Source organism: Arthrobacter sp. Leaf69 (genome assembly GCF_001422645.1).
Taxonomy (GTDB): Bacteria; Actinomycetota; Actinomycetes; order Actinomycetales; family Micrococcaceae; genus Arthrobacter.
This window is the reverse complement of record NZ_LMLR01000010.1, coordinates 315,639-339,793: the sequence shown is the minus strand read 5'-3', so window position 1 is coordinate 339,793 and position 24,155 is coordinate 315,639. Positions and strand designations below refer to the sequence as shown.

Annotated in this window: 26 protein-coding genes and 3 tRNA genes; 22 read left to right on the top strand and 7 right to left on the bottom strand. The window is 67.0% G+C overall.

What is annotated here, in order from left to right; genetic code table 11:
• Positions 1-75: 75 nt before the first annotated feature.
• Positions 76-957, bottom strand: coding sequence for an ArgP/LysG family DNA-binding transcriptional regulator (locus ASE96_RS06870; RefSeq protein ID WP_056427883.1), 882 nt, complete (start codon positions 955-957; stop codon positions 76-78).
• 69 nt (positions 958-1,026) lie between these two features.
• Between ASE96_RS06870 and ASE96_RS06865 the strand changes: the two genes are divergently transcribed.
• The 16 genes from ASE96_RS06865 (at position 1,027) to ASE96_RS06790 (ending at position 10,883) form a co-directional block, all read left to right on the top strand.
• Entirely contained in the window at positions 1,027-1,629 is a 603-nt protein-coding gene (locus ASE96_RS06865; RefSeq protein ID WP_056429236.1) for a LysE/ArgO family amino acid transporter, read from the top strand.
• Between the two features lie 57 nt (positions 1,630-1,686).
• Entirely contained in the window at positions 1,687-2,325 is a 639-nt protein-coding gene (locus ASE96_RS06860; protein ID WP_056427881.1) for an FMN-binding negative transcriptional regulator, read from the top strand.
• A 160-nt stretch (positions 2,326-2,485) separates the two neighbouring features.
• Positions 2,486-2,558: transfer RNA gene (locus ASE96_RS06855), tRNA-Glu, on the top strand.
• 96 nt (positions 2,559-2,654) lie between these two features.
• Positions 2,655-2,728 (top strand) — tRNA-Asp (locus tag ASE96_RS06850).
• A gap of 48 nt (positions 2,729-2,776) precedes the next feature.
• Positions 2,777-2,852 (top strand) — tRNA-Phe (locus tag ASE96_RS06845).
• 219 nt (positions 2,853-3,071) lie between these two features.
• On the top strand, positions 3,072-3,524 hold the full coding sequence (locus ASE96_RS06840; RefSeq protein WP_056429235.1) for a hypothetical protein: 453 nt from the start codon (positions 3,072-3,074) through the stop codon (positions 3,522-3,524).
• Between the two features lie 166 nt (positions 3,525-3,690).
• Complete coding sequence (locus ASE96_RS06835) at positions 3,691-4,149, top strand: Asp23/Gls24 family envelope stress response protein (RefSeq protein ID WP_056427878.1); 459 nt, start codon at positions 3,691-3,693, stop codon at positions 4,147-4,149.
• A complete protein-coding gene (locus ASE96_RS06830) occupies positions 4,146-4,337 on the top strand; it encodes a hypothetical protein (RefSeq protein ID WP_056427875.1) in 192 nt (63 codons plus the stop codon). Before ASE96_RS06835 ends, ASE96_RS06830 begins: the two co-directional genes overlap by 4 nt.
• Positions 4,334-4,714, top strand: a complete 381-nt coding sequence (locus ASE96_RS06825) for a hypothetical protein (RefSeq protein WP_056427873.1) — start codon at positions 4,334-4,336, stop codon at positions 4,712-4,714. Before ASE96_RS06830 ends, ASE96_RS06825 begins: the two co-directional genes overlap by 4 nt.
• Positions 4,711-5,379 carry a DUF6286 domain-containing protein gene (locus tag ASE96_RS06820; protein WP_056427870.1) on the top strand — a complete coding sequence of 223 codons (669 nt, stop codon included), beginning with the start codon at positions 4,711-4,713 and terminating at the stop codon, positions 5,377-5,379. Before ASE96_RS06825 ends, ASE96_RS06820 begins: the two co-directional genes overlap by 4 nt.
• Complete coding sequence (locus ASE96_RS06815; protein WP_056427867.1) at positions 5,376-5,987, top strand: hypothetical protein; 612 nt, start codon at positions 5,376-5,378, stop codon at positions 5,985-5,987. The genes ASE96_RS06820 and ASE96_RS06815 overlap by 4 nt, the downstream gene beginning before the upstream one ends.
• A gap of 232 nt (positions 5,988-6,219) precedes the next feature.
• Positions 6,220-7,503, top strand: a complete 1,284-nt coding sequence (locus tag ASE96_RS06810; protein WP_056427864.1) for an ABC transporter substrate-binding protein — start codon at positions 6,220-6,222, stop codon at positions 7,501-7,503.
• Between the two features lie 7 nt (positions 7,504-7,510).
• Positions 7,511-8,548 (top strand): carbohydrate ABC transporter permease, encoded by a 1,038-nt coding sequence (locus tag ASE96_RS06805; protein WP_056427862.1) that lies wholly within the window; start codon positions 7,511-7,513, stop codon positions 8,546-8,548.
• Positions 8,545-9,432: a carbohydrate ABC transporter permease gene (locus ASE96_RS06800; protein ID WP_056427860.1), complete on the top strand. Its 888-nt coding sequence runs from the start codon at positions 8,545-8,547 to the stop codon at positions 9,430-9,432. The genes ASE96_RS06805 and ASE96_RS06800 overlap by 4 nt, the downstream gene beginning before the upstream one ends.
• 10 nt (positions 9,433-9,442) lie before the next feature.
• The gene (locus ASE96_RS06795) at positions 9,443-9,697 is read left to right on the top strand and encodes a hypothetical protein (RefSeq protein ID WP_056427858.1); all 255 of its coding nucleotides are present in this window, start codon (positions 9,443-9,445) and stop codon (positions 9,695-9,697) included.
• A 94-nt stretch (positions 9,698-9,791) separates the two neighbouring features.
• Positions 9,792-10,883, top strand: coding sequence for a LacI family DNA-binding transcriptional regulator (locus ASE96_RS06790; protein WP_056427855.1), 1,092 nt, complete (start codon positions 9,792-9,794; stop codon positions 10,881-10,883).
• 85 nt (positions 10,884-10,968) lie between these two features.
• On the opposite strand, the gene ASE96_RS06785 is transcribed toward ASE96_RS06790, so the two are convergent.
• Entirely contained in the window at positions 10,969-11,895 is a 927-nt protein-coding gene (locus tag ASE96_RS06785; RefSeq protein ID WP_056427852.1) for a hypothetical protein, read from the bottom strand.
• Between the two features lie 31 nt (positions 11,896-11,926).
• A complete protein-coding gene (locus tag ASE96_RS06780) occupies positions 11,927-12,733 on the bottom strand; it encodes an exodeoxyribonuclease III (RefSeq protein ID WP_056427849.1) in 807 nt (268 codons plus the stop codon).
• 167 nt (positions 12,734-12,900) lie between these two features.
• Here ASE96_RS06780 and ASE96_RS06775 point away from each other — a divergent pair, with 167 nt between their 5' ends.
• The 4 genes from ASE96_RS06775 (at position 12,901) to ASE96_RS06760 (ending at position 17,311) form a co-directional block, all read left to right on the top strand.
• Positions 12,901-14,400, top strand: a complete 1,500-nt coding sequence (locus ASE96_RS06775; protein WP_056427846.1) for a CoA-acylating methylmalonate-semialdehyde dehydrogenase — start codon at positions 12,901-12,903, stop codon at positions 14,398-14,400.
• Positions 14,400-15,473 (top strand): enoyl-CoA hydratase/isomerase family protein, encoded by a 1,074-nt coding sequence (locus ASE96_RS06770; RefSeq protein ID WP_056427843.1) that lies wholly within the window; start codon positions 14,400-14,402, stop codon positions 15,471-15,473. Before ASE96_RS06775 ends, ASE96_RS06770 begins: the two co-directional genes overlap by 1 nt.
• Positions 15,466-16,452 (top strand): 3-hydroxyisobutyrate dehydrogenase, encoded by a 987-nt coding sequence (gene mmsB, locus ASE96_RS06765; protein WP_268753745.1) that lies wholly within the window; start codon positions 15,466-15,468, stop codon positions 16,450-16,452. The genes ASE96_RS06770 and mmsB overlap by 8 nt, the downstream gene beginning before the upstream one ends.
• A 79-nt stretch (positions 16,453-16,531) precedes the next feature.
• Complete coding sequence (locus ASE96_RS06760) at positions 16,532-17,311, top strand: enoyl-CoA hydratase (RefSeq protein ID WP_056427840.1); 780 nt, start codon at positions 16,532-16,534, stop codon at positions 17,309-17,311.
• A gap of 139 nt (positions 17,312-17,450) precedes the next feature.
• Here the strand turns inward: ASE96_RS06760 and ASE96_RS06755 are convergent, their stop codons facing one another.
• Complete coding sequence (locus tag ASE96_RS06755; RefSeq protein ID WP_056427838.1) at positions 17,451-17,879, bottom strand: DUF1761 domain-containing protein; 429 nt, start codon at positions 17,877-17,879, stop codon at positions 17,451-17,453.
• A 172-nt stretch (positions 17,880-18,051) separates the two neighbouring features.
• Here ASE96_RS06755 and ASE96_RS06750 point away from each other — a divergent pair, with 172 nt between their 5' ends.
• The gene (locus ASE96_RS06750) at positions 18,052-19,446 is read left to right on the top strand and encodes an MFS transporter (protein WP_056427835.1); all 1,395 of its coding nucleotides are present in this window, start codon (positions 18,052-18,054) and stop codon (positions 19,444-19,446) included.
• 83 nt (positions 19,447-19,529) lie between these two features.
• Here the strand turns inward: ASE96_RS06750 and ASE96_RS06745 are convergent, their stop codons facing one another.
• The 3 genes from ASE96_RS06745 to ASE96_RS06735 form a co-directional block, all read right to left on the bottom strand.
• On the bottom strand, positions 19,530-20,384 hold the full coding sequence (locus ASE96_RS06745; protein WP_056427833.1) for a LuxR C-terminal-related transcriptional regulator: 855 nt from the start codon (positions 20,382-20,384) through the stop codon (positions 19,530-19,532).
• Positions 20,385-20,466: 82 nt separating this feature from the next.
• Positions 20,467-20,973 (bottom strand): MarR family winged helix-turn-helix transcriptional regulator, encoded by a 507-nt coding sequence (locus ASE96_RS06740; protein ID WP_056427830.1) that lies wholly within the window; start codon positions 20,971-20,973, stop codon positions 20,467-20,469.
• A gap of 36 nt (positions 20,974-21,009) precedes the next feature.
• A complete protein-coding gene (locus ASE96_RS06735) occupies positions 21,010-22,752 on the bottom strand; it encodes an AMP-binding protein (protein WP_056427826.1) in 1,743 nt (580 codons plus the stop codon).
• A 163-nt stretch (positions 22,753-22,915) separates the two neighbouring features.
• Between ASE96_RS06735 and ASE96_RS06730 the strand changes: the two genes are divergently transcribed.
• Entirely contained in the window at positions 22,916-24,151 is a 1,236-nt protein-coding gene (locus tag ASE96_RS06730) for an acyl-CoA dehydrogenase family protein (RefSeq protein ID WP_082492621.1), read from the top strand.
• Positions 24,152-24,155: the final 4 nt, after the last annotated feature.

The following is a 24,155-nucleotide window of genomic DNA, read 5'->3' as shown; positions in this document are numbered from 1 at the left end:
GGCCCGGGGACTGGCGGAAATCGGTCACGTCTACGCGAGTTCCTGCCAGTCGCGGCGCGCCCGCCACCGGCGGGCTCACCGGAGGAGGCGGGCGGCGGCCAGGACGGCGGCCGCGACCTCCTCCAGGGCAGCCGAACCGTGCCGCCATTGCTGCCAGTGCAGCGGCACATCCACGCGCGCCGCGGGGTCCAGGGAGACCATCGTGCGGCGCTTCAGTTCGTCCGAGACCTCGATTTCGGGGAGCAGCCCCCACCCCATCCCCCAACGGATGGCTTCCCCGAACTCGTGGGCGGCCGGGACGAAATGCCGCGGCGGCTGGAGGGTTTTGCGGCTCACGCCCCGCAGGTAGCGGTCCTGCAGGTCGTCCTTGCGGTCGTAAACGATCACAGGGGCGACGGCGAGCGTGTCCGCCGTCGCGCCGCCGGAAAACCACCGGGCCGCGAAGTCCGGCGTGCAGACCGGCAGGTAGCGCATGACACCCAAGCGTCGGGAGGAGCAGCCCGGAGCCGCCTTGGCCGTGGTGGTGATGGCGGCCGCTGCGGCGCCGCTGCGCAGGAGTTCCAGTGAATAGTCCTGGTCCTCGCGCAGGATCTCCAGCTGGACCTTGCCCGCCACGGAGGCCAGGCCGGGCAGCGCCCACGTGTGCAGCGAATCGCTGTTAATAACCAGGGTCAGCCGGACGCTGGCGGGCCGGGCGCCGGGCTGAAGCTCTTCGGCCAGATCGGCGGAGAGCATGTCCAGTTGCCGGGCGAAGCGCACCACCGCGTGGCCGGAAGCGGTGAGTTCCACCGGGCGGGTCCTTTTGAGCACCGGCCGGCCAACGGCCACTTCGAGGGCGCGGACGCGCTGGCTCACCGCCGACGCCGTAACCAAGAGGTGGCGGGCGGCGGCCTCGAAGCTTCCGTGCGCCACGATGGCCGCGAGGGTCCGGGCCTGCTCCGGATGAATGTCAATCATTAGCCAATCTTATGTTGGACCAGAATTATTAACTGGTTTCATGCTGCCCGGCCCTCTAGCGTGGAACCCGTGATCCTCTCTCTCCTCTCGGGCCTCGCCAGCGGGCTGTCCCTCATCGTCGCCATCGGTGCGCAGAACGCCTTCGTTCTCCGCCAGGGCGTCCAGCGCTCGCACGTGCTGCTGGTGGTTGCCGTGTGCGCCCTCTCCGATCTTGTCCTGATCGTGCTGGGCGTGGCCGGGGTGGGCGTCCTCATCGAGCAGGCGCCCGGCGTTCTTGAGGTGGTGCGTTGGGCCGGAGCCGCGTTCCTTCTGGTTTACGGCCTGATGGCCGCGCGGCGAGCCATCCGCGGAACGCAGGCGTCGCAGCTGTCGACCGGGCAGCAGGGAACCTGGGCGGCCGCGCTCGGGACCTGCCTCGCGCTGACCTGGCTCAACCCCCACGTCTACTTGGACACCGTGCTGCTGCTGGGGTCCCTGGCGGGGACCCACGGCCCGGACGGGCGGTGGTGGTTCGCCGGCGGAGCCGGTCTGGGCAGCATTGCGTGGTTCGCCGCCCTCGGCGCAGGCGCCCGGTTCCTCGCGCCGGTGTTCGCCCGGCCGGGCAGCTGGCGCGTGCTCGACGGCGGCATCGCCTTGGTTATGGTCACACTCGCGGTCATGCTCGTAGCCTGAGATAGCCAGCCGTCCCGCGTAATACCGCCTCAACACAAACCGACAAGGGAAGCCCCCATGTACGTCCCTTCGCACTTCGCCGCCGACCAGGCCGCCATCAACGAGTTGCTCTCAAACCCGGGCGCGGCCAACCTGGTGACCTCGACCGAGCATGGCCTGCTCGCCACCCTTGTGCCGTTCGTTTTTGACCCGGAGTCGGGCGAGCACGGATCCCTGCAGGGCCACCTGGCCCGCAACAACGACCAGTGGCGGCTCCCGGCGTCGGGCGAATCCCTAGTCATCATCCAACGCTCCGATGCCTACATTTCCCCGTCTTGGTATGCCGCGAAGGCCGAACACGGCCGGGTTGTCCCGACCTGGAACTACACCACCGCGCACGTATACGGCCGCCTCGTCGTCCACGATGACCCGGCTTGGGTTGAAGGTCTTGTCCGGCGGCTGACCACGCTTCATGAAGCAGCATCGGAACACCCCTGGGCCGTGGACGATGCGCCCGCGCGTTACATCACAGGGCAGCTCCGGGCGATCGTCGGCGTCGAGCTTGTCATCACGAGGGTTGAAGCGAAACGCAAGCTCAGCCAGAACCGGTCGGCGGCCGACATTGACGGTGTCGTGGCGGGCTTGCGGGCCGGCGGTGAGGTGGATACGGCCGCCGATGTGGAGCGGGCGCACCAAGCCCCGGCTGGCCGCAGCTGAGCGCCGCCAAAGTGCGGCGTCCCGTCGATTTTGGATAATCCGGGGGTCTGCCCTTATAGTTTTATAGTCCAGTTCGGAGGAACCCGAAAGGACAAAAACGGAAGGCTTCGGCCCTTAATTTTTGCCCTTGATTCAGCGGGTTTAGCCGAATGGCGTCCTGGCCCCCATCGTCTAGCGGCCTAGGACACCGCCCTTTCACGGCGGCGGCACGGGTTCGAATCCCGTTGGGGGTACGCAAGGAACTGGTCAAACCGGGTGTGAAAGTCTGGTAGGCTAAAGGCCTTGAAAAATTGCGGTAGCGATACTGCAGAGAAGCAAGAAAAACGCAAGGCCCTGTAGCGCAGTTGGTTAGCGCGCCGCCCTGTCACGGCGGAGGTCGCGGGTTCAAGTCCCGTCAGGGTCGCTCTGATTGCCAGAAGAAATTCCGGCTCTCATGGTGACATGTCACCTAGGCTCTGTAGCTCAGTTGGTAGAGCGTTCGACTGAAAATCGAAAGGTCACCGGATCGACGCCGGTCGGAGCCACCACTGGGAAGCATCAGTTCTTTGAGAACTGGTGCTTTTCTTCTTTAACGCATCGACTGCTCCGTAGCTGCCGTTCCGGGCGGCCAAAAGGGCGGTTACGGACCAGCCGACAGGAAACGGCGGCTAGACTCGCACGCTGGGGAAAGAACGCCAAGGCCGCCGGACGCCCGATCGGGCCCGGCGGTGCAATCTCAACCGAAAAGTGATTCCAAAAACGTGATTTTGAAGAATGTTGCACGCCCGTTGACCGCCGTCGCCCTCCTGGCAGCCTCCGCACTCACTGCCTGCTCCGCGCCCGAAGCCGCCGGCCCTGCGCCGGCGTCCGCGACCGCCAGCGCCGCGCCGGCGTCCGCGACCGCCAGCTCCAGTGAGTCTTCCGGCCCCTGGGGCGGTTTCGCCACGGCAGTCGAGGCCTGCACCACGATTTCCGAACAGGCCACCGGCTCCACCCTCCTCCCGCTCTCGGCGGCTCAGGGCACGGCGGCCGAGCTGGAGCAGGCCAAAGCGGAACTGACCCGCACCGCGGAACGCGCGCCGGACAGCATCAAAGCGGATTTCACCACCCTCAGCCAGGTGGCCATCGCCGGCATCAAGGATCAGACGGTTTTCTCGAGCGGAAAGATCCAGGACGCCATGGCTCCAGTGCAGACCTGGATCGCCGCCAACTGCGGGTAGCGGACCTGTTCAGCGCGCTTCCGCCGGCGATAGCCTAGGCGTGCCGGGTCTCCACGGATTTCCTCGAAGGGGCACGGCCGTCCCGGGCAGCCCCTCCCCGGGGTCAACCGGCCACCTTGTCACTGGCAGGTACTAGGGTGGTGACAAAGAGAAGGGGGAGTGCCTCATGGAATACCAGAATCCTCAGCCCGTAGCGGTCCCGGACCCCGGGCAGGCCGCACTGCTGCCCGGTAGTGGCCGGACTGTCATTTCCGAAAACGCCGTCGCGAAGGTCGCGGGCATCGCCGCCCGCGCTGTCCCCGGCGTTTACTCCCTGGGCTCCGGCCCGTCCCGTGCGCTGGGTGCCTTCCGCGACGCGGTGGGCAGCTCGGACCACGCCGCCGGCGTCCGCGCCGAGGTCGGCGAAACGCAGGTGGCCGTGGACATCGACCTGGTGGCGCTCTACGGCACGCCTCTCCACCCCTTGGCGGACCAGATTCGCGCTGCCGTGTATGCGGCGGTCGAGGAGCTCGTCGGGCTCCAGGTCATCGAAGTCAACATCGAAATCAACGATGTCTACGTGCCCGGACCGGCAAAGCCCGGCACCGCGGCCGAGACGCGGCCCGCAAGGGAGGCAATCCAGTGAGTCTTACCGTGGTGGGGATCGCCATGGGGGCCTTTGTGGCGTTCATGTCCTTCCAGTTCGGCGTCTGGGGGTTCCTGGGCGCCCTGCTGTTCATGGGGATCGGAGCCCTGCTGGGCCGCGCCGCGGAAGGAAAACTGGACCTGCGCAGCGTGCTTGATGCCCTCACAGGCCGGCGTTCCTCCTCATGAGCGGCACGGCAGGTGCTGTCCGCGTCGCTGAGATGGCCGGGCACACCCGGATCAGCACCCAGGCGCTGACCAGCGTGGCCCGGGCCGCCGCGGCGGAAGCCCTCGGCGTCACGCCGCACGAGGTCCGGGCGGAATGGTCCGACGACGACGGGCTGCTGGCGCTGTCCCTTGTCGCACCCATCGCCGCCCCCGCGCTCACCGCAGTCCTGCGGGACCCCGGACGGGTCGCGGGCTTCGGCGGGACCATGTGGGACCGGGCCGTGGCCGCCAAATCCGAAATCCTCCAGCGCGTAACCGCGCTGAGCGGGGCCCGGCTGAGCCGGGTGGACATCCGCATCAGCGGCGCCAGCATGAGTGAAGGAGGACGCGTCCGTTGAGTCACGTCACCCACCACAATTCCGGCCGCGGGAGCTACGAGCCGTCCGCTCCCGGCGAGGCACCTTCGGCCGGCAATGACGATGCGGGGACCGGCCGCGCGGGGGAAGAAATCCTCAAACGCGAAACCCACTCCTCAAGGGCCGTTGCCTCGATCATCGCCGCCGTGCTGGTCATTGCACTGTGCATCTACGCCCTCCTGGAAACCGCGGTCCGGGCCGTCGGCCAGCCACCCTGGCTGGTGGATCCGCAGACTGCCGCGGAACGGGTGGTGGCACTCCCGGACGGGGTCCCGCCGCTCCTGCTCGGCGTCCTCGGCGCGGTGCTGGTGATGGCGGGGCTGTTCTTTTTCCTGAACGCTGTACTGCCCGGACGCCGTGCCCGCCACGTACTGCCGGACCGCCGCGCCGCCGTCGTCGTGGACGACGAAGTCATTGCGTCCGCGCTGGCGCGGCGTACAAGGCTGGCCGCCAACGTGAGCCAAGAACAGGTGATGGTGACCGTGTCCAGACGTCAGGTCGACGTCAGCGTCCGGCCCACTTCCGGCGTGCCGCTGAGCCCGGACGCCGTCCTCGCCGCGGTGAAGGATGAGCTCCGGGACATGGGTCCGGTTCCCGCACCGGAAGTCCGGATCAATGTGACCACAACCGGGGTGGTCGGCGCATGAACGGCACCCCCAGGATCCTCAACCGCATCCTGATCGGCGTCCTCGGCTTCAAGCTCCTCGCCATCGGAGTCCTGCTCATCCTGCTCGCGAGTGTGCCGGCCGTCGGCGTGTGGTGGCAGAGTTGGGCCGCCGGAGTCTGGAGCCTCTGGCGCGATCTCTTCGAACGCACGCGCTTCCCGGGGCGTGCGGAGAGTTGGCTCTGGATTGTAGTGGTTCTGCTGCTGCTCCTGGTGATTGGCGCCATGGTGGCGTGGGTCGCCCAGCAGGGCAAGGGCCGGGCCAACCTCCTCGTGTCCGAAGAAGAGCCGGGCGACGTGCCGGGAAACGTCCGGATCGGCAGCGGCGTGGCCGAACAGGCGCTCCGGACCGCCTTGGCGGACCGTCCGGACCTGGCAGGCGTCACCGTCGCCACGTACGAATTCCGCGGTGAACCGGGCCTGAGAATCAGGATCCAGCCCCGCCAGGGCGTGGCCCCCCACCGGCTGGCGGCGGAGGTGTCCGCCCTCGTGGAGGCCCTCGACGCTGCGCTCGGCAAACGCACCCCGGTGCTCATCCACATTGCCTCCGGTGCGAGGTCGAGATTCGGGCGGGCCGACCGGGTCCGCTGACCAGGCCGTGGACTTTCGGCGCCATCTTCACGCGCCACACAGCGGCCGTTGGTCCGCCGGCCGCCCCTGAAAAGGCGCGGAACGGCGCCTGAGGCAGCCCACGCGCCGACGGTCTCCTTTTTGTAAAGGTGTGTGTAAACGCTTGCATTCCTCGCGGGGTGTTGATTAGTGTGATGGGCACCACTGCAACGCACCGCCTTTTTGTCCGGTACTCAGCGAGGAGACCTCCAGTATGAAAACACCGAAGTTCCTACTTCCCATCGCCACAGCAGGCGTTCTAGCCCTCACCCTCTCCGCCTGTGGCGGCGGAGGCGGCGGCGGAACGACCGCCGGCGGCGACGCCGAGCAGGGCCTCGACAGCCGCGGTCCCATCACTTACGTCCAAGGCAAGGACAACAGCAACGTGGTCCGCCCGCTGATCGAGAAGTGGAATGCGGCCCACCCGGACGAGAAGGTCACGTTCAAGGAGCAGACCGACCAGGCCGACCAGCAGCACGATGACCTGGTCCAGAACTTCCAGGCCAAGAACGCCAACTACGACGTCGTCAGCGTCGACGTCGTGTGGACCGCCGAGTTCGCCGCCAAGGGCTGGCTCCAGCCGCTCAAGGACAAAATGGCGCTGGACACCTCGGCGATGCTGAAGCCGACTGTTGAGAGTGCCTCGTACAAGGGCACGCTTTACGCGGCCCCGCAGAACTCCGACGGCGGCATCCTGTACTACCGCAAGGACCTCGTCCCCACAGCACCCAAGACCTGGGACGAGATGATGAGCATGTGCTCCATCGCCAAGGAAAACAACATCGGTTGCTTCGCGGGCCAGTACGCCAAGTATGAAGGCCTCACGGTGAACACGTCGGAGGCCATCAACTCCGCCGGCGGCTCCGTCCTGAACGCGGAAGGCAAGCCGAGCCTGAATACCCCCGAAGCCAAGGCCGGTCTCGAGACTCTGACCAAGGCCTACGCCGACGGCAGCATCCCGAAGGAAGCCATCACCTTCCAAGAGGAACAGGGCCGTCAGGCCTTCCAGAACGGCAAGCTCCTGTTCCACCGCAACTGGCCCTACGTCTACAACCTGGCAAAGACGGAAGGATCGTCAAAGGTCAAGGACGTCCTCGGCATGACCGCGCTGGTCGGCGCGGACGGCCCCGGCGCATCGACACTGGGCGGACACAGCGCCGGCATGAGTGTGTACTCGAAGAACAAGGCCACTGCCCTGGACTTCCTGAAGTTCCTCACCTCCGAGGAAACCCAGAAGTTCTACGCCACGCAGGGCTCCCTGGCCCCGGTGCTCGGCGCGCTGTACGACGATAAGGAACTCGTCGCGAAGCTGCCCTACCTCCCGGTGCTGAAGACCTCGATCGAGAACGCCGTGCCGCGTCCCGTCACCCCGTTCTACCCGGCCGTCACCAAGGCCATCCAGGAAAACGCGTACGCCGCCATCAAGGGCGAAAAGACCGTAGAGGCGGCCTTGTCCGACATGCAGGCGTCCATCGAGTCCGCTAGCGCGGGACAGTAGTCCAGCCATGGCTACCGAATTGGGCCCGACGCCGGTCAAGGAACCGGCGTCGGGCGGTACCCCGATCCACCACGGGCCCAAGGGCGTGGGGGAGGACAACGCAATAGCGAGCCAGGGCAAGTGGGCCTCGTGGCTGCTGGCGCCAACCATCGTCGCGCTGGCAATTGTGATCGTCTACCCGATCATCAGCGCCATCGTGATGTCCTTCCAGAAGGATGCCGGCCTTGACCCCGTCACGGGACTCTTCACCGAGGGTGGGCCCGCCGGTTTCTCGAATTACACCAACTGGCTTTTCCAGCAGTGCGCCGCCCCGGGCGGCGGAACCGTGGCCTGCCCGCCGGGTACCCTCGGTTCGCAGTTCTGGTCCGCCACGGGAACCACCTTCTACTTCACCATCGTCACGGTGACGCTGGAGACGATCCTGGGCTTCTGGATGGCGATCATTATGGCCCGCACCTTCCGGGGCCGCAGCCTGGTCCGCGCGGCCGTGCTGGTGCCGTGGGCCATCCCCACAGCCGTCACGGCCCAGCTGTGGCTGTTCATCTTCGCTTTTGAGGGCATCGGCAACAAGCTGTTCAACACCACCATCCTGTGGACGGGCAGCGAAATCCCGGCCCGGTGGGCGGTCATCATTGCCGACACCTGGAAAACGACGCCGTTTATGGCCCTCCTGATCCTGGCAGGGCTGCAGATGATTCCGGCCGAGGTCTACGAAGCTGCCAAGGTCGACGGCGCGTCCGCATGGCAGCGGTTCCGGATGATCACCCTGCCGCTGGTGAAGCCGGCGCTGATGGTCGCCATCCTCTTCCGGACGCTGGATGCCCTGCGCATGTTCGACCTCCCGTACATTCTGACGGAAGGCTCCAACAACACCACGACGCTCTCCATATTGGTGGTCAACCAAATCAGGCAAGGCTTCAACTCAGCCGCGGCCTTGTCCACCATTACGTTCATCATCATCTTCATGGTGGCCTTCATCTTCGTCCGCTTCCTCGGAGCGAATGTCGTGGAGCAGCAGACCGGTGCAGGTAAGGGGAAGAAATGACCGCCGCGACCGAACTCCGGGCCGAGCAGGACCGTGGCCGCAAGGCGGCCCAGAACCGCGAGAAGTGGGCCAGCGTCCGCACGTACGTCAGTGCCGCCGTGATCCTGTTCTGGTGCCTCGCTCCGGCGTACTGGATGGTGGTGACGGCGTTCCGCGACGTGGGGTACACCTACGACACGTCGCTCCTGCCCACCCACATCACGCTCGACAACTTCCGCACCGCCTTTGATACCTCGTTCGGCAACAGGTTCGGCCAGGCACTGCTGAACAGTGTGTTCATCGGTGTGACGGTAACCGTGATCTCGCTGGTTCTCGGTGTGTTCGCGGCCTATGCCCTGGCCCGGTTGAACTTCCGGTTCAAGTACTTCGTGCTGGGCTTCATCCTGGGAGCCTCCATGTTCCCCGGCGTCGCCCTCATCACCCCGTTGTTCCAGCTGTTCACGAACATCGGCTGGATCGGCACCTACCAGGCACTGATCATTCCGAACATCTCCTTCGTCCTCCCGCTGACGGTGTACACCATGACATCGTTCTTCCGGGAAATGCCGTGGGAGCTTGAAGAAGCGGCCCGCGTGGACGGGTGCACCCAGGGGCAGGCGTTCCGCAGGGTGATCATGCCGCTTGCGGCGCCGGCCATCTTCACGACGGCGATCCTGGCGTTCATCTCCTCGTGGAATGAGTTCCTGATTGCCAGCCAGCTCTCGAACGACGCAACCCAGCCGGTAACGGTGGCTATCGCCAACTTCGCCGGGGCCCAGCCGCAACAGATTCCGTACACGGCCATCATGGCTGCCGGAACGATCGTCACAATTCCGCTGGTCATCCTGGTGCTGGTCTTCCAGCGTAAGATCGTCGCTGGTCTCACCGCCGGCGCCGTGAAGTGATGGCCCGGCAGTGAACGGCAAACCTACCCGTGGTCTGGTCCGGAGCGAACACCGTCGTGTCCGCTCCGGCGAGGACTTCGACATCATTATCGGGCTCCTCGGCTTCTGGGCGCTGGTGCTGTTTGTGGTCACCGTCTGGATGGAGGTAACCGGCGAGCCGGCGCTTGGCTGGGCCCTGGGCCTGCTGGCTATGGTGCTGGCCCTGTACGGATTGATCCGGCTGCGCCGCCGCCTGCCCGAAAGGACGGCAACCAGACGCAACTGAGGACGGGCGCGGGGGCGCCGTTGCCGTGGGGAGGCGAACAAGGAACTCCTGCGCCGGACATCAGGCGGCAGCAGACAGTCGACAAGGGGACACGGTGGCAAAGACAACAGACAGGGCGCAACGCGGAGGCCACTCCGGCGTCAGCATCGAGGATGTGGCCCTTGCCGCCGGAGTGTCCACCGCCACCGTGTCCCGCGCCGTCCGCGGTCTGCCCAGGGTCTCCCCGGCCACCCGGGAGAAGATCCTGGGCATCGCCGAAGCCCTGGGCTACGTCGCCTCCTCCTCGGCGTCCGGATTGGCTACCGGGCGCACCAAGACCATCGGCGTGCTGGCCCCGTTCGTCAGCCGCTGGTTCTTCTCCAAGGCCATCGAGGGCGCAGACCGGGAACTGCATGCCCGGCAGTACAACCTCTCTTTGTTCAATCTGGGCGGCCACGGCAGCCACCGCGAGCGGCTCTTCAGCAAAACGATGGTCTACAAGCAGATCGATGCGCTGCTGGTGCTGTGTATGGCGCTGACGCATGAAGAAATCGAGCACCTCCAAAAGATCGACATCCCGTTGGTCGTCGTCGGAGGCCACGTCGAGGAATGCCCCTACATCGGAATCGACGACTACGCCGCCGCCGCGACGGCAGTGCGGCACCTGATCGGACTCGGGCATACGGAGATCGCGCTGCTGCACGGCGACGACGAAACCGACCTCAACTTCGACGTCCCCCGGGTCCGGATCAAAGCGTTCCAGGACGTGATGGCCGAAGCCGGCCTGAACGTCCGCGAGGAATGGGACGAATGGGGGGATTTCACGGTCCGCAGCGGCCAGAACGCCTTCCGCCGGCTGTGGGACAGGCCCGGTCCGAAACCCACGGCAATTTTCTGCGCGTCGGACGAGATGGCCATGGGGATCATCTTCGAGGCCGCGCGGGCCGGGGTGCGGGTCCCTGCGGATCTCTCCGTGATCGGGATCGACGACCACGACTTTTCCGAGGCCATGGGTCTCACCACCGTCGGGCAGCGCCCGGACGAGCAGGCCGAACTGGGCACCAAAATGCTGCTGGACGAGCTCGACGGGATCGCCGGGTCAGTGCGCTCCACGGTCGCCCCGCACCAACTGATCGTCCGCAGCACCACGGCGCCGCCGCCACGGAGCGCCGGTACAACCCGGAACGGCGCAGCGCCGGGTGGCTGACCGCCGGCAGCACGCCTAGTCCGGACGCTGACGGCGTCCGGCACGCGAACCGCAAGCGCGGCAACGTACTAAAAGCGCGGGGACGTCAGGACGCGCGGGCCAGTTGCCGGATCGGAATCCAGCGGGACGCCAGGCGCCGGTAGGCGGCAGCCGCCCCGGTCATGTCCCCTTCGGCCAGGCATTCAATGCCCAGCCGCACATCCATCGGCGAGTCATCCGGGTAGACCTTGTCCGCCACGGCGCCGTAGTCCAGCTCCACCACCGACTCCGGGTGGAAGAGTTCCAGCCATTCGGTGAGCTGCGTCAGGTCCTCGAGCATGTCCAAGTCCGGTGCGGCGAGGGCCAGGTGGGCCACCGCATAGCGGACCCGCTCCAGGGCTTCGCCGATCGTCGCCCGGATCCGCACGGTGACAATGTGCCCCTCGGATTCCACCACGTCCGTGGGATCCGATTCCTGGAACAGGCAGAACCAACTGAACGGGATGCCCCACGTGGAGGCCCGGGTGTGCACCCGGCCCAGCCCGGCATGCGCCCGCACATCATCGATGCGCTCCTGGTGCCGATCGCGCTGCTCTTCGGGGATCAGCAACTGCGCCAGCGGCCCGTGGATGCCCTCCATCAAGGCGTTGGCCGCCAGCCCGGCGCGGAGCACCAGCTGGCTGGGACAGTACAGCAGGCTGTCCTGCGGCCCGGCGTCGGGGTTCCCGGCGCCGGGGGTAACTGTGCCGCCGTCGTTGGCCGGCGGTGCCGGCGGCGGGCTCTTCCGGGGTGCCGCCAGGACACGGACCAGGTCCGTCGCCCCGGTGGGGAACGGGTCTCCGCCCTGGCGCGTTATGCGGCCCAGGGAGGCGAGCAGCTCGGCGTTTTCGACGGCCGCCCGGGAAACGCTCCGGGCTCCCGCCGTGCGCAGGGCGCCCTGCTGCTCCTCGGGAAACGCCGCCAAGGGCTCGTAGACCCGCAGTGCCGAGGAGAACGGCAGCCCGGCCTGTCCGCGGTAGAGGTTTCCTGTCATGGGACCACCTCGATTCGCTGGGCGGCGCACATCAGTCGCTCAACTCCACGATCACGGGGGCATGGTCCGAGGCGCCCTTGCCCTTGCGTTCCTCACGGTCGATCGCGGCGCCGGTGACCCGGGCGGCCAGAGCGGGGGAGGCCAGGACAAAATCGATCCGCATCCCTTCCTTCTTCGGGAAGCGCAGCTGCGTGTAATCCCAGTAGGTGTACACGCCGGGCCCGGGGGTGTGCGGGCGGACAACGTCCTGGAAGCCGGCCTCTTCGAAGGCGTGGAAGGCGGCGCGTTCGGGGTCGCTCACGTGGGTGAGGCCCTCGGCGCGGAAGTAGTCGATGTCCCAGACGTCGTCGTCCTGCGGGGCAATGTTCCAGTCGCCCATCAGGGCAATCTGCGCCTCGGGATCGTCCCGCACCCAGCCTTCGGCATGGTTCCGCAGGGAGTCCAGCCAGCTGAGTTTGTATGGCATATGCTCATCGTCGAGGGCCCGGCCGTTGGGGACATAGAGGCTCCAGACCCTGATGCCGCCGCACGTGGCGCCGATCGCGCGGGCCTCCTGCACGGCGTCCTTGCCGTTCTTGCCGAAGACCGGCTGGTCAACGAAGGTGCGTTCGACGTCGTCGAGTCCCACCCGGGAGGCGATGGCCACGCCGTTCCACTGGCTCAGCCCGAAGTGCGCCACCTCGTAGCCCATGTTCTCGAACAGCTCCCAGGGGAAATTGTCGTCCTTGCACTTGGTTTCCTGGATGGCCAGGACATCACAGTCGGTGCGCTGAAGCCACGCTTCAACACGGTCGGCGCGGGCACGGAGCGAATTCACATTCCAGGTAGCTATCTTCACACTCCCTAACTTACCGAACTTGGCTGCCGGACGAAGCTGCCCGCCGGCTGGAGGCCCTCTGGAATTTAGTAGGAAGTCCGAGTATATTCAGGAGCAGAAGATGATGTGGGTCACAGGCGGCCTGGCCGTCACCACGTCAATCACACGGTGCAAAGGAGCATTCCATCATGGTTCGCGAACTATCCCACTACATTGACGGACAGCATGTTGAAGGCACCTCCGGGCGCTTCAGCGATGTCTACGATCCGTGCACGGGCGAGGTCCAGGCCCGGGTGCCGCTGGCCAGTACCGAAGAGGTCCGCAACGTGGTCTCCAACGCGGAGAAGGGCCAGCTCGAGTGGGCGGCCATGAACCCGCAGCGCCGCGGCCGGATCCTGCTCAAGTTCGTTGACCTGGTCAACCAGAACCTGGACGAACTTGCCACCCTGCTCTCCTCGGAACATGGCAAGACCTTCCTCGACGCGAAGGGTGACATCCAGCGCGGCATCGAGGTCGTGGAATTCGCCGCCGGCGCCCCGCACCTGCTCAAGGGCGAATTCTCGGACAGCGCCGGAACCGGCATTGACGTTCATTCGCTGCGCCAGCCGCTCGGCGTCGTCGCCGGCATCACCCCCTTCAACTTCCCGGCCATGATCCCGCTCTGGAAGTCCGGCCCGGCCCTCGCCGCGGGCAACTCCTTCATCCTCAAGCCGTCCGAGCGCGATCCCTCCGTGCCGCTGCGCCTCGCCGAGCTCTTCACCGAGGCCGGCCTGCCCGCCGGCGTCTTCAACGTCGTCAACGGTGACAAGGAATCCGTGGACGCCCTGCTGGAGGACCCCCGCGTGCAGGCGATCGGCTTCGTGGGCTCCACGCCGATCGCCCAGTACATCTACGCCACGGCAGCCGCGAACGGCAAGCGCGCCCAGTGCTTCGGCGGCGCCAAGAACCACATGGTGATCATGCCGGACGCGGACCTGGACATGGCAGCGGACGCCCTGATGGGTGCCGGCTTCGGCTCCGCCGGCGAACGCTGCATGGCCATCTCGGTGGCCGTGCCGGTCGGCAAGGCCACCGGCGACGCTCTCGTCGCCAAGCTAGAGGAGCGGATCGCGGACCTCAAGGTGGGCCACAGCCTCGCGAAGGACTCGGACTTCGGCCCGGTGGTGGCCGCATCCGCGAAGGAACGGATTGAAGGCTACATCCAGGCCGGCGTCGACGAGGGCGCCACGCTGCTGGCCGACGGCCGCGGCCTCAAGGTGGAGGGTTACGACGGCGGCTTCTGGGTCGGACCCACGCTGTTCGACAACGTCACCAAGGACATGACGATCTACAAGGAAGAGATCTTCGGCCCGGTGCTGAGTGTGCTCCGCGCGGAGGACTACGACGAGGCCCTGCGCCTGTGCAGCGAGCACGAGTTTGGCAACGGCGTGGCCATCTTCACCCGCGACGGCGACTCCGCCCGCGACTTCGCCAGCCGGGTCCAGGTGGGCATGGTGGGCATCAACGTCCCCATCCCGGTGCCGATCGCCTACTACACCTTCGGCGGGTGGAAAGCCTCCGGCTTCGGCGACCTCAACCAGCACGGCGCGGACGCCTTCCGCTTCTACACCAAGACCAAGACGGTCACCACCCGCTGGCCCTCCGGTATCCGCACCGGTGCCAGCTTCGTGATGCCGGAAGGCAGCTGATGGCGGGGAAGCACTCCGGGGATTCCCCGCCCGCGGAGGTGCTGTTCGAGCGGCGCGGCCGGCTCGCCGTGGTCACGCTCAACCGGCCCAACGCCGTCAACGCGCTCACCGCCGGCATGGCGTCCGCCATGCTGGAGCAGCTCACCCTCTGGGCGGACGACGACGCCGTGGCCGCCGTGCTGGTCCGCGGCGCCGGCGACCGGGGGCTGTGCGCCGGCGGCGACATCGTGGCCATCTACCGGGACATGCTCGACGGCGGCGACGCGACCGCCGGCTTCTGGGCCGAGGAATACCGGCTGAACCTGCTGATTTCCGAGTACCCCAAGCCGTACGTGGCGATGATGGACGGACTGGTCCTCGGCGGCGGGGTGGGGATCTCCGCGCACGGCTCGGTCCGGATCGTCACCGAACGCACCCGGATGGGCATGCCGGAGACCACGATCGGTTTTGTGCCCGACGTCGGCGGAACCTTGTTGCTCTCCCGCTCGCCGGGCGAATCCGGCACCCACGCAGCCCTCACCGGGGCGCACCTGAGCGGCTCCGACGCGTTGTTCCTGGGGCTCGCGGACCACTTTGTGCCGTCCGCAAGCCTGCCTGCGCTGGAGGAGGCGCTGGAGAACGAGCCGGTGGACGCCGCCGTCGCACGCTTCGCCGGGGAAGCCCCGGGCTCTGTCCTCGCAGCGCAGCAGGAATGGATTGACGCCTGCTACTCGAGCGACGACGCCGAAGAGATCCTGCGGCGGCTGCGCGCGGTGGGCGGGGAAGCCTCGGACGTCGCCGACACGATCGAAACCAAATCACCGACCGCCGTGAAAGTGGCGCTGGCATCCCTGCGCCGGGCCACAGGCCTGAGCCTCGAGGAAGCCCTCGAGCAGGAATACCGGGTGGGACTGCGGTTCCTGGCCGGCCCCGACTTCCGCGAAGGCATCCGGGCGCAGGTGGTGGACAAGGACCGCGACCCGCACTGGCAGCCGGCCAGCCTGGCGGAAGTCAGCCGTGGCGACGTCGAATCCTATTTCGCGCCGCTGGGCGACCGTGAACTGAACCTTTCGAAGGAGCGGGACAATGTCTGAAGCAACGGGGTCTGAAGCAACGGGGTCTGAAGCAACAGGGTCCGGACCGGCCCACGCCGGCACCATCGCTTTCCTGGGCCTCGGCCACATGGGCGGACCCATGGCCATCAACCTGGTCAAGGCCGGCTATTCGGTGACCGGCTTCGATCCGGTGCCGGCCGCACTGGAAACCGCCCGTGCCCACGGCATCACCACCGCGGACACGGCGGTGGAAGCGGTAGCCGGCGCCGCCGTCGTGCTGACCATGCTGCCCAGCGGCCAGCACCTACTGGACGCCTACCGCGGCACCCCCAACCGCCCAGACAACGCAGGCCGGCCGGGCCTGCTGGACATCACCCCTCCGGGCACGCTCTTCCTGGACTGCTCCACGATCAACGTGGACGAGGCGCGCGAGGCAGCCGACCTGGCCGTCGCGGCCGGTCACCGGGCCGTTGACGCTCCGGTATCCGGCGGCGTCGTGGGGGCCGAGGCCGGCACCCTGACGTTTATGGTGGGGGCACTTCCGGAGGACTTCGAAGCGGTCAAACCCCTGCTGGAAGTCATGGGCAAGCGGGTGGTGCACTGCGGGGAACACGGTGCCGGGCAGGCCGCGAAGATCTGCAACAACATGATCCTCGGCGTCTCGATGATCGCCGTCAGTGAAGCCTTTGTGCTCGGGGAGAAGCTGGGGCTCACGCACCAGGCCCTGTTCGACGTCGCCTCTGCGGCCTCGGGCCAGTGCTGGGCGCTGACCACCAACTGCCCGGTCCCGGGGCCGGTGCCCACCAGCCCGGCCAACCGCGACTACCAGCCCGGCTTCGCGGGGGCGCTGATGGCCAAGGACCTCAAACTGGCCCTCAACGCCCTGGAAAGCACCGGCGTCGCCGCCCGGCTGGGGCCGCTCGCCTCCGAAATCTACGATACCTTTGCCGCGGAAGGCGGGGCGGGCCGGGACTTCTCCGGCATCATCACCGACATCCGGGACAAATCCGGCCACTAGCCGGCCGAAGACCAAGCATTTCTGAACAGCAACCTTTCTGAACAGCAAACTTTTCTCAACAGCAGCCGAGGGGACAGGCATGACGGAGCAGTACACAAACATTCTGGTGGAGCGGCGCGGCCGGGTGGGGCTCGTGACGCTCAACCGGCCCGAAGCGCTGAACGCCCTCAACAAGGCCACCATGGACGACCTCGTGGCCGCGGTGACGGCCATGGACACCGATCCGGACGTGGGCGCCGTGGTGGTGACAGGTTCCGCCAAAGCCTTCGCGGCGGGCGCGGACATCAAGGAAATGCAGTCCAAGGGCTACATGGACATGTACGCGGCGGACTGGTTCCGGGGCTGGGAAGACTTCACGCGGCTGCGCATCCCCGTGGTCGCGGCAGTATCCGGCTTCGCCCTCGGCGGCGGCTGTGAGCTGGCGATGATGTGCGATTTCATCATCGCCGGGGACAACGCCAAATTCGGCCAGCCGGAAATAAACCTGGGCGTCCTGCCCGGGATGGGCGGCTCACAGCGACTCACCCGCGCCGTGGGCAAATCCAAGGCCATGGACATGATCCTGACGGGACGCTTCATGGACGCCGAAGAAGCCGAACGCGCCGGCCTCGTGTCCCGCGTGGTGCCGGCCGCCGACGTCGTCGAGGAGGCCCTGAAAGCCGCCGAGGTGATTGCCTCCAAGTCCAAGCCGGTGGCGATGGTGGCCAAGGAAGCAGTCAACGCGGCCTTCGAGACCGGCCTGGCCCAGGGCGTGCTGTTTGAACGCCGCGTCTTCCACTCGCTGTTTGCCACCGAGGACCAGAAGGAAGGCATGGCGGCGTTCACCGAAAAGCGCCAGCCGGACTTCACGCACCGCTAGGCAGGGGCGCGCGACCTTCCTGCGCTTCGGCTAACGCTCCACGACGCGCAAAAGCCCTGACGCCACGTTATTCCCGTAGCGTCAGGGCTTTTGCGCGTCGCGAGGCCCGTCAGGCAGCGGCAGGGCTTTTTACGCGTCGTCAGGCCGCGCTGATCCCGAACAACCCGATGATGAGCGCCATCACCGCCAAAGTCACCAGTTCGTGGGCGCAGTTCAGGACCGTCAGCCCGGCCGGGCGGCCCTCGAAGGCGTCGTGGGTGATGAACCGGGCCGCCGTGAAGCCGGCCCAGAGGATCACGGCGGTGACCAGGGTGTTGGCCAGGAAGTTCCCGCCGTAGAAGTGCTGTGAGATGGCGGCTGATCCGGCCAGGACCGCTGCGCTGATGAAGCTCACGACGAGGGTGACCAGGATCGGTTTCACGGCGTCCTTCGCGTCACCGCTGGGCGTGACCTTGGCGACGCGCATCCAGTAGTTGCCGAATACCTTCGGCGTGTACCAGACGGACCCGACCACCATGCTGGACAGGGTGGCCAGCAGTACCGCCCAGATGTTGATCTCCGGAATCATTGCGCTCCTCTAGTTTCAGGGTTGGTTTCTTTCCGAAGTCTAGGGGACCGCCCGGGCGGCCCGGCGCTCATCCCAGCTACCTCTTTTAGGAGGTAGTTGGATGTCCACGCTTTGGTTACGGTGAGCTGAGTCACAAAGCAGTGCACCGAGTCTGACATCAAAGGAGATCGCCATGACTTCAGTTTCACCGAGTTCGCCGGCCGGGCTGCAGGCGCCGCCCAGCCGCAGGACACTCCGCAAGGTCGCCTTCGCCAGCTTCGCCGGCACCACCATCGAGTTCTACGACTTCTTTATCTACGGGACCGCGGCTGCCCTGGTCTTCCCCGTCGTCTTCTTCCCGGCGCTCGGGGCCGCCGCGGGCACGATCGCCTCCTTCGGCACCTTCGCCGTCGCCTTCTTCGCCCGCCCGGTGGGCGCCATCATCTTCGGCCACTTCGGCGACCGGATCGGCCGGAAGAAAACCCTCATCACCACGCTGCTCATGATGGGCATCGCCACCGTGCTGATCGGCTTCATCCCCGACGCCAACACAATCGGCGTGGCCGCCCCGATCATCCTGGTGGTACTGCGCTTCGTGCAGGGCCTCGCCGTGGGCGGAGAGTGGGCCGGGGCCACCTTGCTGGTCGCCGAATACGCGCCCAAGGGCAAGCGGGGCCTCTTCGGATCCTTTCCACAGATTGGTCCGTCGGTGGCCTTTTTCCTGGCCAGCGGCACCTTCCTGATCACCAACCTCACCCTCGGGGACAAGTCCGAGGCGTTCATCTCCATCGGCTGGCGCGTGCCGTTCATCCTCAGCGCAGTGCTGGTACTCGTGGGCCTGTGGGTTCGGCTGAGCATCGAGGAAACCCCGGTGTTCAAAAACGCCGCCACCACCGTCCACACCACCACCAAGCTTCCCGTCCTCGAATCGATCAAGCGCCAGCCGCGCGAAATCCTGCTCGCCGGCGGCTCGCTGACCCTGGTGTTTGCCTTCTTCTACATGGGCACCGCCTACCTCACCAGCTACGCCTCGAGCCCCACCGGCATGCAGTTGAGCCGGGTGGAAGTGCTCAGCACCGGCATGGTCGCTTCCGTTTTCGTCGCCGCCGCGACCCTGGCTTCCGGCATTCTCTCGGACCGCTTCGGCCGCAAGAAGGTCATCGCCACCTCCTGCATCCTCGCCGTGCCGTGGTCCCTGGCGCTGTTCCCGATCCTGAGCGCAAACACCGTCTTCGCGTTCGCCGTCGGCCTGACGGTCACCCTCGTCATTTTCGCCATCGCCTACGGTCCCGCCGGGGCGCTGCTGCCCGAACTGTTCGAGACCCGCTACCGCTACACCGGCGCCGGCATGGGCTACAACCTCGCCGGCGTCGTCGGCGGCGGCATCGTGCCGCTCGTGGCCGCCCAGCTAGCCGGGACGTCCGGGGCGTGGTCCGTCGGATTCCTGCTCGCCGGAATCGGCGTGTTCAGCGTGCTGTGCACCCTCTTCCTGCCCAACCGCGAAAAGCAAGGACTGGAAGGCGCGACGCCGGATGTGTCCGCAACCGTAAGCGCCGCCGGAGCCGCGGAGCCCGCCTCCCGGCACTAGGAGGATTCGAAGCCCAGGGATCCTGTTGTGGGAGAACTGCCATTGGGGGAGCGGGGCTGCCGGTGAAATCCGGCAGCCCCGCTCTACGGGATGAGTCCCAGCCGGCGGGCCGCGGACACGGCCTCGAGCCGGTTGTGCGCGGACAATTTGGCCATGGCGTTCTGCAGGTAACTTTTGACGGTCACGGCCTTCAGCCCGAGGCGCTCCGCGGTTTCCTGGTACGAGCAGCCGAGTGCCACCTGCGCCAGCACGTCGAGTTCCCGGCGGGCCAGCCGTGCCGTCGGGTGGACCCCATCCGCGGGCGGCGGCGCCAGATGGCTGCCGATAATGTCCAACTGCCGTGCCAGGTCAGGGTCGGACACCGAGCCGGCCAGGGAGCGCAGCTCGGCGTGGGCCTCCCGGACGTGCTCCAGCCAGCTCCGGTCAAGGGTCAGGGCGGGCTCGGCCCGTGCCGTGTCGATAATCGACACCCTGCGGTCCACCTCGTCACGGACGCGGAGTTCCCCGGCAATCTCGGCGGCAGCCGCCATCGCCTCGCGCACAGCAGTTTCCCCCAGTGGCGCACTGTCGCGGCTGGCGACGTACAGCACCGCCCGCGACGTGCCCTTGACCACCACGGGGACGGCCGCCATCGAGGTCAACCGTTCCCGCCTGACGGCGAGATCGTATTCATGGGTGATTCCCTCGGATGCGATGTAGTCCTCCACCAGGAACGGCCGGCGCTGGGCGAAGACCCGGCCGCCGAGGCCGGCTCCGGGGACCACCACCACCTGGTGCAGGCTGGACGTCGCGGTGCCCAGGAAGTCCGTCAGTTGCAGCCGCTCGCCGCTGGCCAGCCCGGCGAAGAGCACGGCGGGCCGGAACCTGCCGGAGAGCAGGCGCAGGGATGCGCGGAGCAGCTCCCGGTCATCGGGGCGGGAATAGGCGTTCGGCTGCATGAGTCGTCTCCTGGGGCCGCGGAGCCCGTCACTGCAGTGTGACGGGCGGTCAGCGTTGGTCGGTCCGTTCAGTTCGGGCGGATCATTCGCTGAAGTCGCCGGCATTGCGGCGGAAGGTGCCCAGGATCCGGATCAGCTGGTCGACATCCTGCTCCGCGAAGCCTGACTGGGCGAACACCTCGGTGTTGAGTGCCGCCGTCGCGCGTTTGGCCAGCGTCCGCCCCTCCGGGGTGAGCTCAATGAGAGTGGTGCGCCCGTCGGTGGGATGCGGCGAGCGGAGGACCAGCCCCGCCTGCTGGAGCCGGTCGACGGCATTCGTCACCGAGGTGGGGTGGACCTGCAGCAGCGCGCTTGCCTTGTTCATGGGCAGCGCGCCGCTGCGGGCGAAGCTCAGCAGGGCCAGGAGCTCGTACCGGGCAAACGTCAGCCCGAACGGCTTCAGGACCCCTTCGATCCGGGCCAGCAAGAGCTGCTGGGTCCGCATGATGGCGGTGATGGCAGCCATGGGCGCGGCGACGTCGGACCAGCCGTGCCGTTCCCAGTTCAGCCGGGCGTCGGCGATCGGATCACGCGGCAGGGGCGTTGCCACGGCACCCCCAGCTTCTTGTCCTGAGTTTCATGGGGTTCAGCCTAGCTTTTCGGCCGGGCTTTTCAGCCCCGGGAAGTCCGCCTCGGAGTACTCCGTGCCGAGACCCGCCGGGACCGTCCCGCCGCCGTGGCGCAGTTCTTCGCTGTGCCGCAGCTCCACGCGCCGGATCTTGCCCGAGATGGTTTTGGGCAGCTCGGCGAACTCCAGCCGGCGGATCCGCTTGAACGGTGCCAGGTGGTCGCGGCAGTAGCGCAGGATGTCCTCGGCCAGCTCCGGGCCGGCCTCGTGCCCGGCGGCCAGGACCACAAATGCCTTGGGCACGGAGAGCTTGAGCGCGTCCGGGGAGGGGACGACGGCGGCCTCGGCCACCGCCGGGTGCTCGATCAGCACGCTTTCCAGCTCGAACGGGGACAGCCGGTAGTCGGAGGATTTGAAGACGTCGTCGCCGCGGCCCACGTAAGTGATGATGCCGCGCTCGTCCCGGCTCGCCATGTCGCCCGTGTGGTAGTAGCCGTCGCGGAACGCCTCCGCCGTCTTGTCGGGGTCCCCGTAGTACGCCTTCATCAACCCGACGGGGCGGGGGTCAAGGCGCAGGCAGAGCTCGCCGTCGTCGCCTTCCGCGCCGGTGGCGGGGTCCACGAGGACCACGTCGTAACCCGGCAGGGGTTTGCCCATGGCGCCGATCTTGATCGGCTGGCCCGGGGTGTTCGCGATCTGCACCGTGGATTCGGTCTGGCCGAAGCCGTCGCGGATGGTCTGGCCCCAGGCGCGCTGGACCTGGTCGATCACTTCGGCGTTGAGCGGCTCCCCGGCGGACACCACCTTGGTGGGCGGGTTCTTGAGCAGGGTCAGGTCGGCCTGGATGAGCATGCGCCACACCGTGGGAGGGGCGCAGAAGCTCGTGACTGCTTCGCGGTCCATCTGCTCCATGAGCGCCTTGGCGTCGAAGCGCTCGTAGTTGTAGATAAAGACGCAGGCTTCGGCGATCCACGGCGTGAACACGTTGGACCAGGCGTGCTTGGCCCAGCCGGGGGAGGCCACGTTCAGGTGCACGTCGCCGGGTTCCATGCCGATCCAGAACATGGTGGACAGATGGCCCACCGGGTAGGAGGTGTGCGTGTGCTCCACCAGCTTGGCCTTGGACGTGGTGCCCGAGGTGAAGTAGAGCAGCAGGGTCTCGTCGGCCAGGGTCGGCGCGTCCGGCGTGAACTCATCGCCCGAACCGGCCGAGGCTGCGTACTGCAGGACGTTTTCATCGGCGGCCGCGCTGCCGGCGCCGACTTCGATCAGCGTGTAGTCGCCCGGGACCTCGGCGAACTTCCCGATATTGGCGCTTCCGACGGCGGCCCAGTTCGCCCCGCCGCGCTCCACGCGGTCCTTCAGGTCGGCAGGCCCCATCAGGGTAGTGGTGGGGATCATGACGATGCCCAGCTTGATCCCGGCGAGCATCAGTTCCCAGAGTTCCACCTGGTTGCCGAGCATGATGATCATCCGGTCGCCGCGCCGCACACCCTGGCCGCGCAGCCAGTTGGCCACCTGGGCGGAGCGGCGGGAGAGGTCTGCGTAGCTGCGCCGCGTGGCGGAGCCGTCCTGCTCGACGATGACGAGGGCCGGCTTGCCGGCTTTGGCCGGGTCCGCCGCGATCTGGTCGAACCAGTCCAGCGCGAAGTTGAAGTGCTCAAAACGCGGCCACTGGAATTCGGTGCGCGCCGCCTCGTAGTCCGTGCGGAGGCCAAGCATCCGGTCGCGTGCTGCGCGGAATTCCTCAGTGACTGTCATGGTGCACCTTTCGACGTCTGGTGGCGCAGCCGTTTCAGGCCCGGCGCCGTTGCCCGGAGATCCACCGTTGCCTAGTGATCCCCATCACTGTGCAATATACTAGGACATCCAAGGGTTTGGAAGAGCCGGACCGGTTCATGACCGGTTCACTACGAAGGGATACATGCCCGTGCAGCCACAAGGACGTGCCAGCGGACAGAAGGTCACTGGGGACGAAGCAGCGCCGGGAGGCGTAACCGCCCCGCCCTTCCCGGACGCCGACCTGATGTACATCGTGGACCTGCTGCCTCCGGCGGAGCAGGCCCGCTACCAGGAAATCCGCGATTTCCTCCAATCCCGGATCCGGGCGGCATCGATCGACTACTGGAACCGCGAGGAATTCCCCTTCGGGCTGCTCGCCGAACTCGGCAAGTACGGCCTCGGCGGACTGCAGACCGACGGCACTTCCAAGCTGTTCAAGGGACTGATGTATGTCGAGGTGGCACGCGCCGACGTGTCACTCTCGGCGCTCGTCGGGATCCACAACGAGCTGATCGTCGGCATGATCGACCAGCTCGGCTCCGAGGAGCAGAAGGCACGCTGGCTGCCGGGCCTGACGGCCCTGACCCAGATCGGCGCCTTTGCGCTGACCGAGCCGGACCATGGTTCCGACATCGCCGGCGGGCTGGCGACGACGGCCCGGCTGGAGGGCGGTGAGTGGGTGATCAGCGGTGCCAAGCGCTGGATCGGTGCCGGCACCATTGCGGACTTCGCCCTGGTCTGGGCACGGGATGTGGCGGACCAGCAGATCAAGGGCTTCATCGTGGAGACGGACCGTCCCGGCTACACTGCCACCAAGATCGCGAACAAGATCGGGCTGCGGATCATGCAGAACGCGGACATCGTGCTCGACGAGGTCCGCATCCCGCAGTCCAACCTGCTCCCGGGCGCCACGGACTTCTCCAAAGCCAACGAACTGCTCCGCGATTCGCGCGCCTGGGTGGGCTGGCAGGCCGCCGGCATCCAGCTGGCCGCGTTCGACGTCGCGCGTTCCTACTCGCTGGAGCGGAAACAGTTTGGCAAGGAGCTGGCGCGCTTCCAGCTGATCCAGCAGCAGCTGGCCGAAATCCTGGGCAACGCGTCCGCCTCCCTATCGCTGATGGCGCAGCTGGCCCGGATCCAGGAAGACGGCAAGCTCGAGATGGTCCAGGCCGCGATGGCCAAATCCACCACCACCCGGCTGGCCCGGGCGTCGGTGGCGATGGGACGCTCACTGATGGGCGGCAACGGGATCAGCAGCGACTACGAAATGGGCAAACTCTTTGGCGACGCCGAAGTCCTGTACACGTACGAGGGCAGCTACGAGATCAACTCATTGATCGTGGCCCGGGCCGTGACCGGGAAGTCCGCGTTCGTCTAAGGCC

Coding starts and splice junctions, on each gene's coding strand:
- ASE96_RS06870 (WP_056427883.1), bottom strand. CDS start 957: ATGATTGACATTCATCCGGAGCAGGCCCGGACCCTCGCGGCCATCGTG.
- ASE96_RS06860 (WP_056427881.1), top strand. CDS start 1,687: ATGTACGTCCCTTCGCACTTCGCCGCCGACCAGGCCGCCATCAACGAG.
- ASE96_RS06835 (WP_056427878.1), top strand. CDS start 3,691: ATGGAATACCAGAATCCTCAGCCCGTAGCGGTCCCGGACCCCGGGCAG.
- ASE96_RS06825 (WP_056427873.1), top strand. CDS start 4,334: ATGAGCGGCACGGCAGGTGCTGTCCGCGTCGCTGAGATGGCCGGGCAC.
- ASE96_RS06815 (WP_056427867.1), top strand. CDS start 5,376: ATGAACGGCACCCCCAGGATCCTCAACCGCATCCTGATCGGCGTCCTC.
- ASE96_RS06810 (WP_056427864.1), top strand. CDS start 6,220: ATGAAAACACCGAAGTTCCTACTTCCCATCGCCACAGCAGGCGTTCTA.
- ASE96_RS06805 (WP_056427862.1), top strand. CDS start 7,511: ATGGCTACCGAATTGGGCCCGACGCCGGTCAAGGAACCGGCGTCGGGC.
- ASE96_RS06800 (WP_056427860.1), top strand. CDS start 8,545: ATGACCGCCGCGACCGAACTCCGGGCCGAGCAGGACCGTGGCCGCAAG.
- ASE96_RS06785 (WP_056427852.1), bottom strand. CDS start 11,895: ATGACAGGAAACCTCTACCGCGGACAGGCCGGGCTGCCGTTCTCCTCG.
- ASE96_RS06775 (WP_056427846.1), top strand. CDS start 12,901: ATGGTTCGCGAACTATCCCACTACATTGACGGACAGCATGTTGAAGGC.
- ASE96_RS06770 (WP_056427843.1), top strand. CDS start 14,400: ATGGCGGGGAAGCACTCCGGGGATTCCCCGCCCGCGGAGGTGCTGTTC.
- mmsB (WP_268753745.1), top strand. CDS start 15,466: ATGTCTGAAGCAACGGGGTCTGAAGCAACGGGGTCTGAAGCAACAGGG.
- ASE96_RS06760 (WP_056427840.1), top strand. CDS start 16,532: ATGACGGAGCAGTACACAAACATTCTGGTGGAGCGGCGCGGCCGGGTG.
- ASE96_RS06755 (WP_056427838.1), bottom strand. CDS start 17,879: ATGATTCCGGAGATCAACATCTGGGCGGTACTGCTGGCCACCCTGTCC.
- ASE96_RS06750 (WP_056427835.1), top strand. CDS start 18,052: ATGACTTCAGTTTCACCGAGTTCGCCGGCCGGGCTGCAGGCGCCGCCC.
- ASE96_RS06745 (WP_056427833.1), bottom strand. CDS start 20,384: ATGCAGCCGAACGCCTATTCCCGCCCCGATGACCGGGAGCTGCTCCGC.
- ASE96_RS06735 (WP_056427826.1), bottom strand. CDS start 22,752: ATGACAGTCACTGAGGAATTCCGCGCAGCACGCGACCGGATGCTTGGC.
- ASE96_RS06730 (WP_082492621.1), top strand. CDS start 22,916: ATGCCCGTGCAGCCACAAGGACGTGCCAGCGGACAGAAGGTCACTGGG.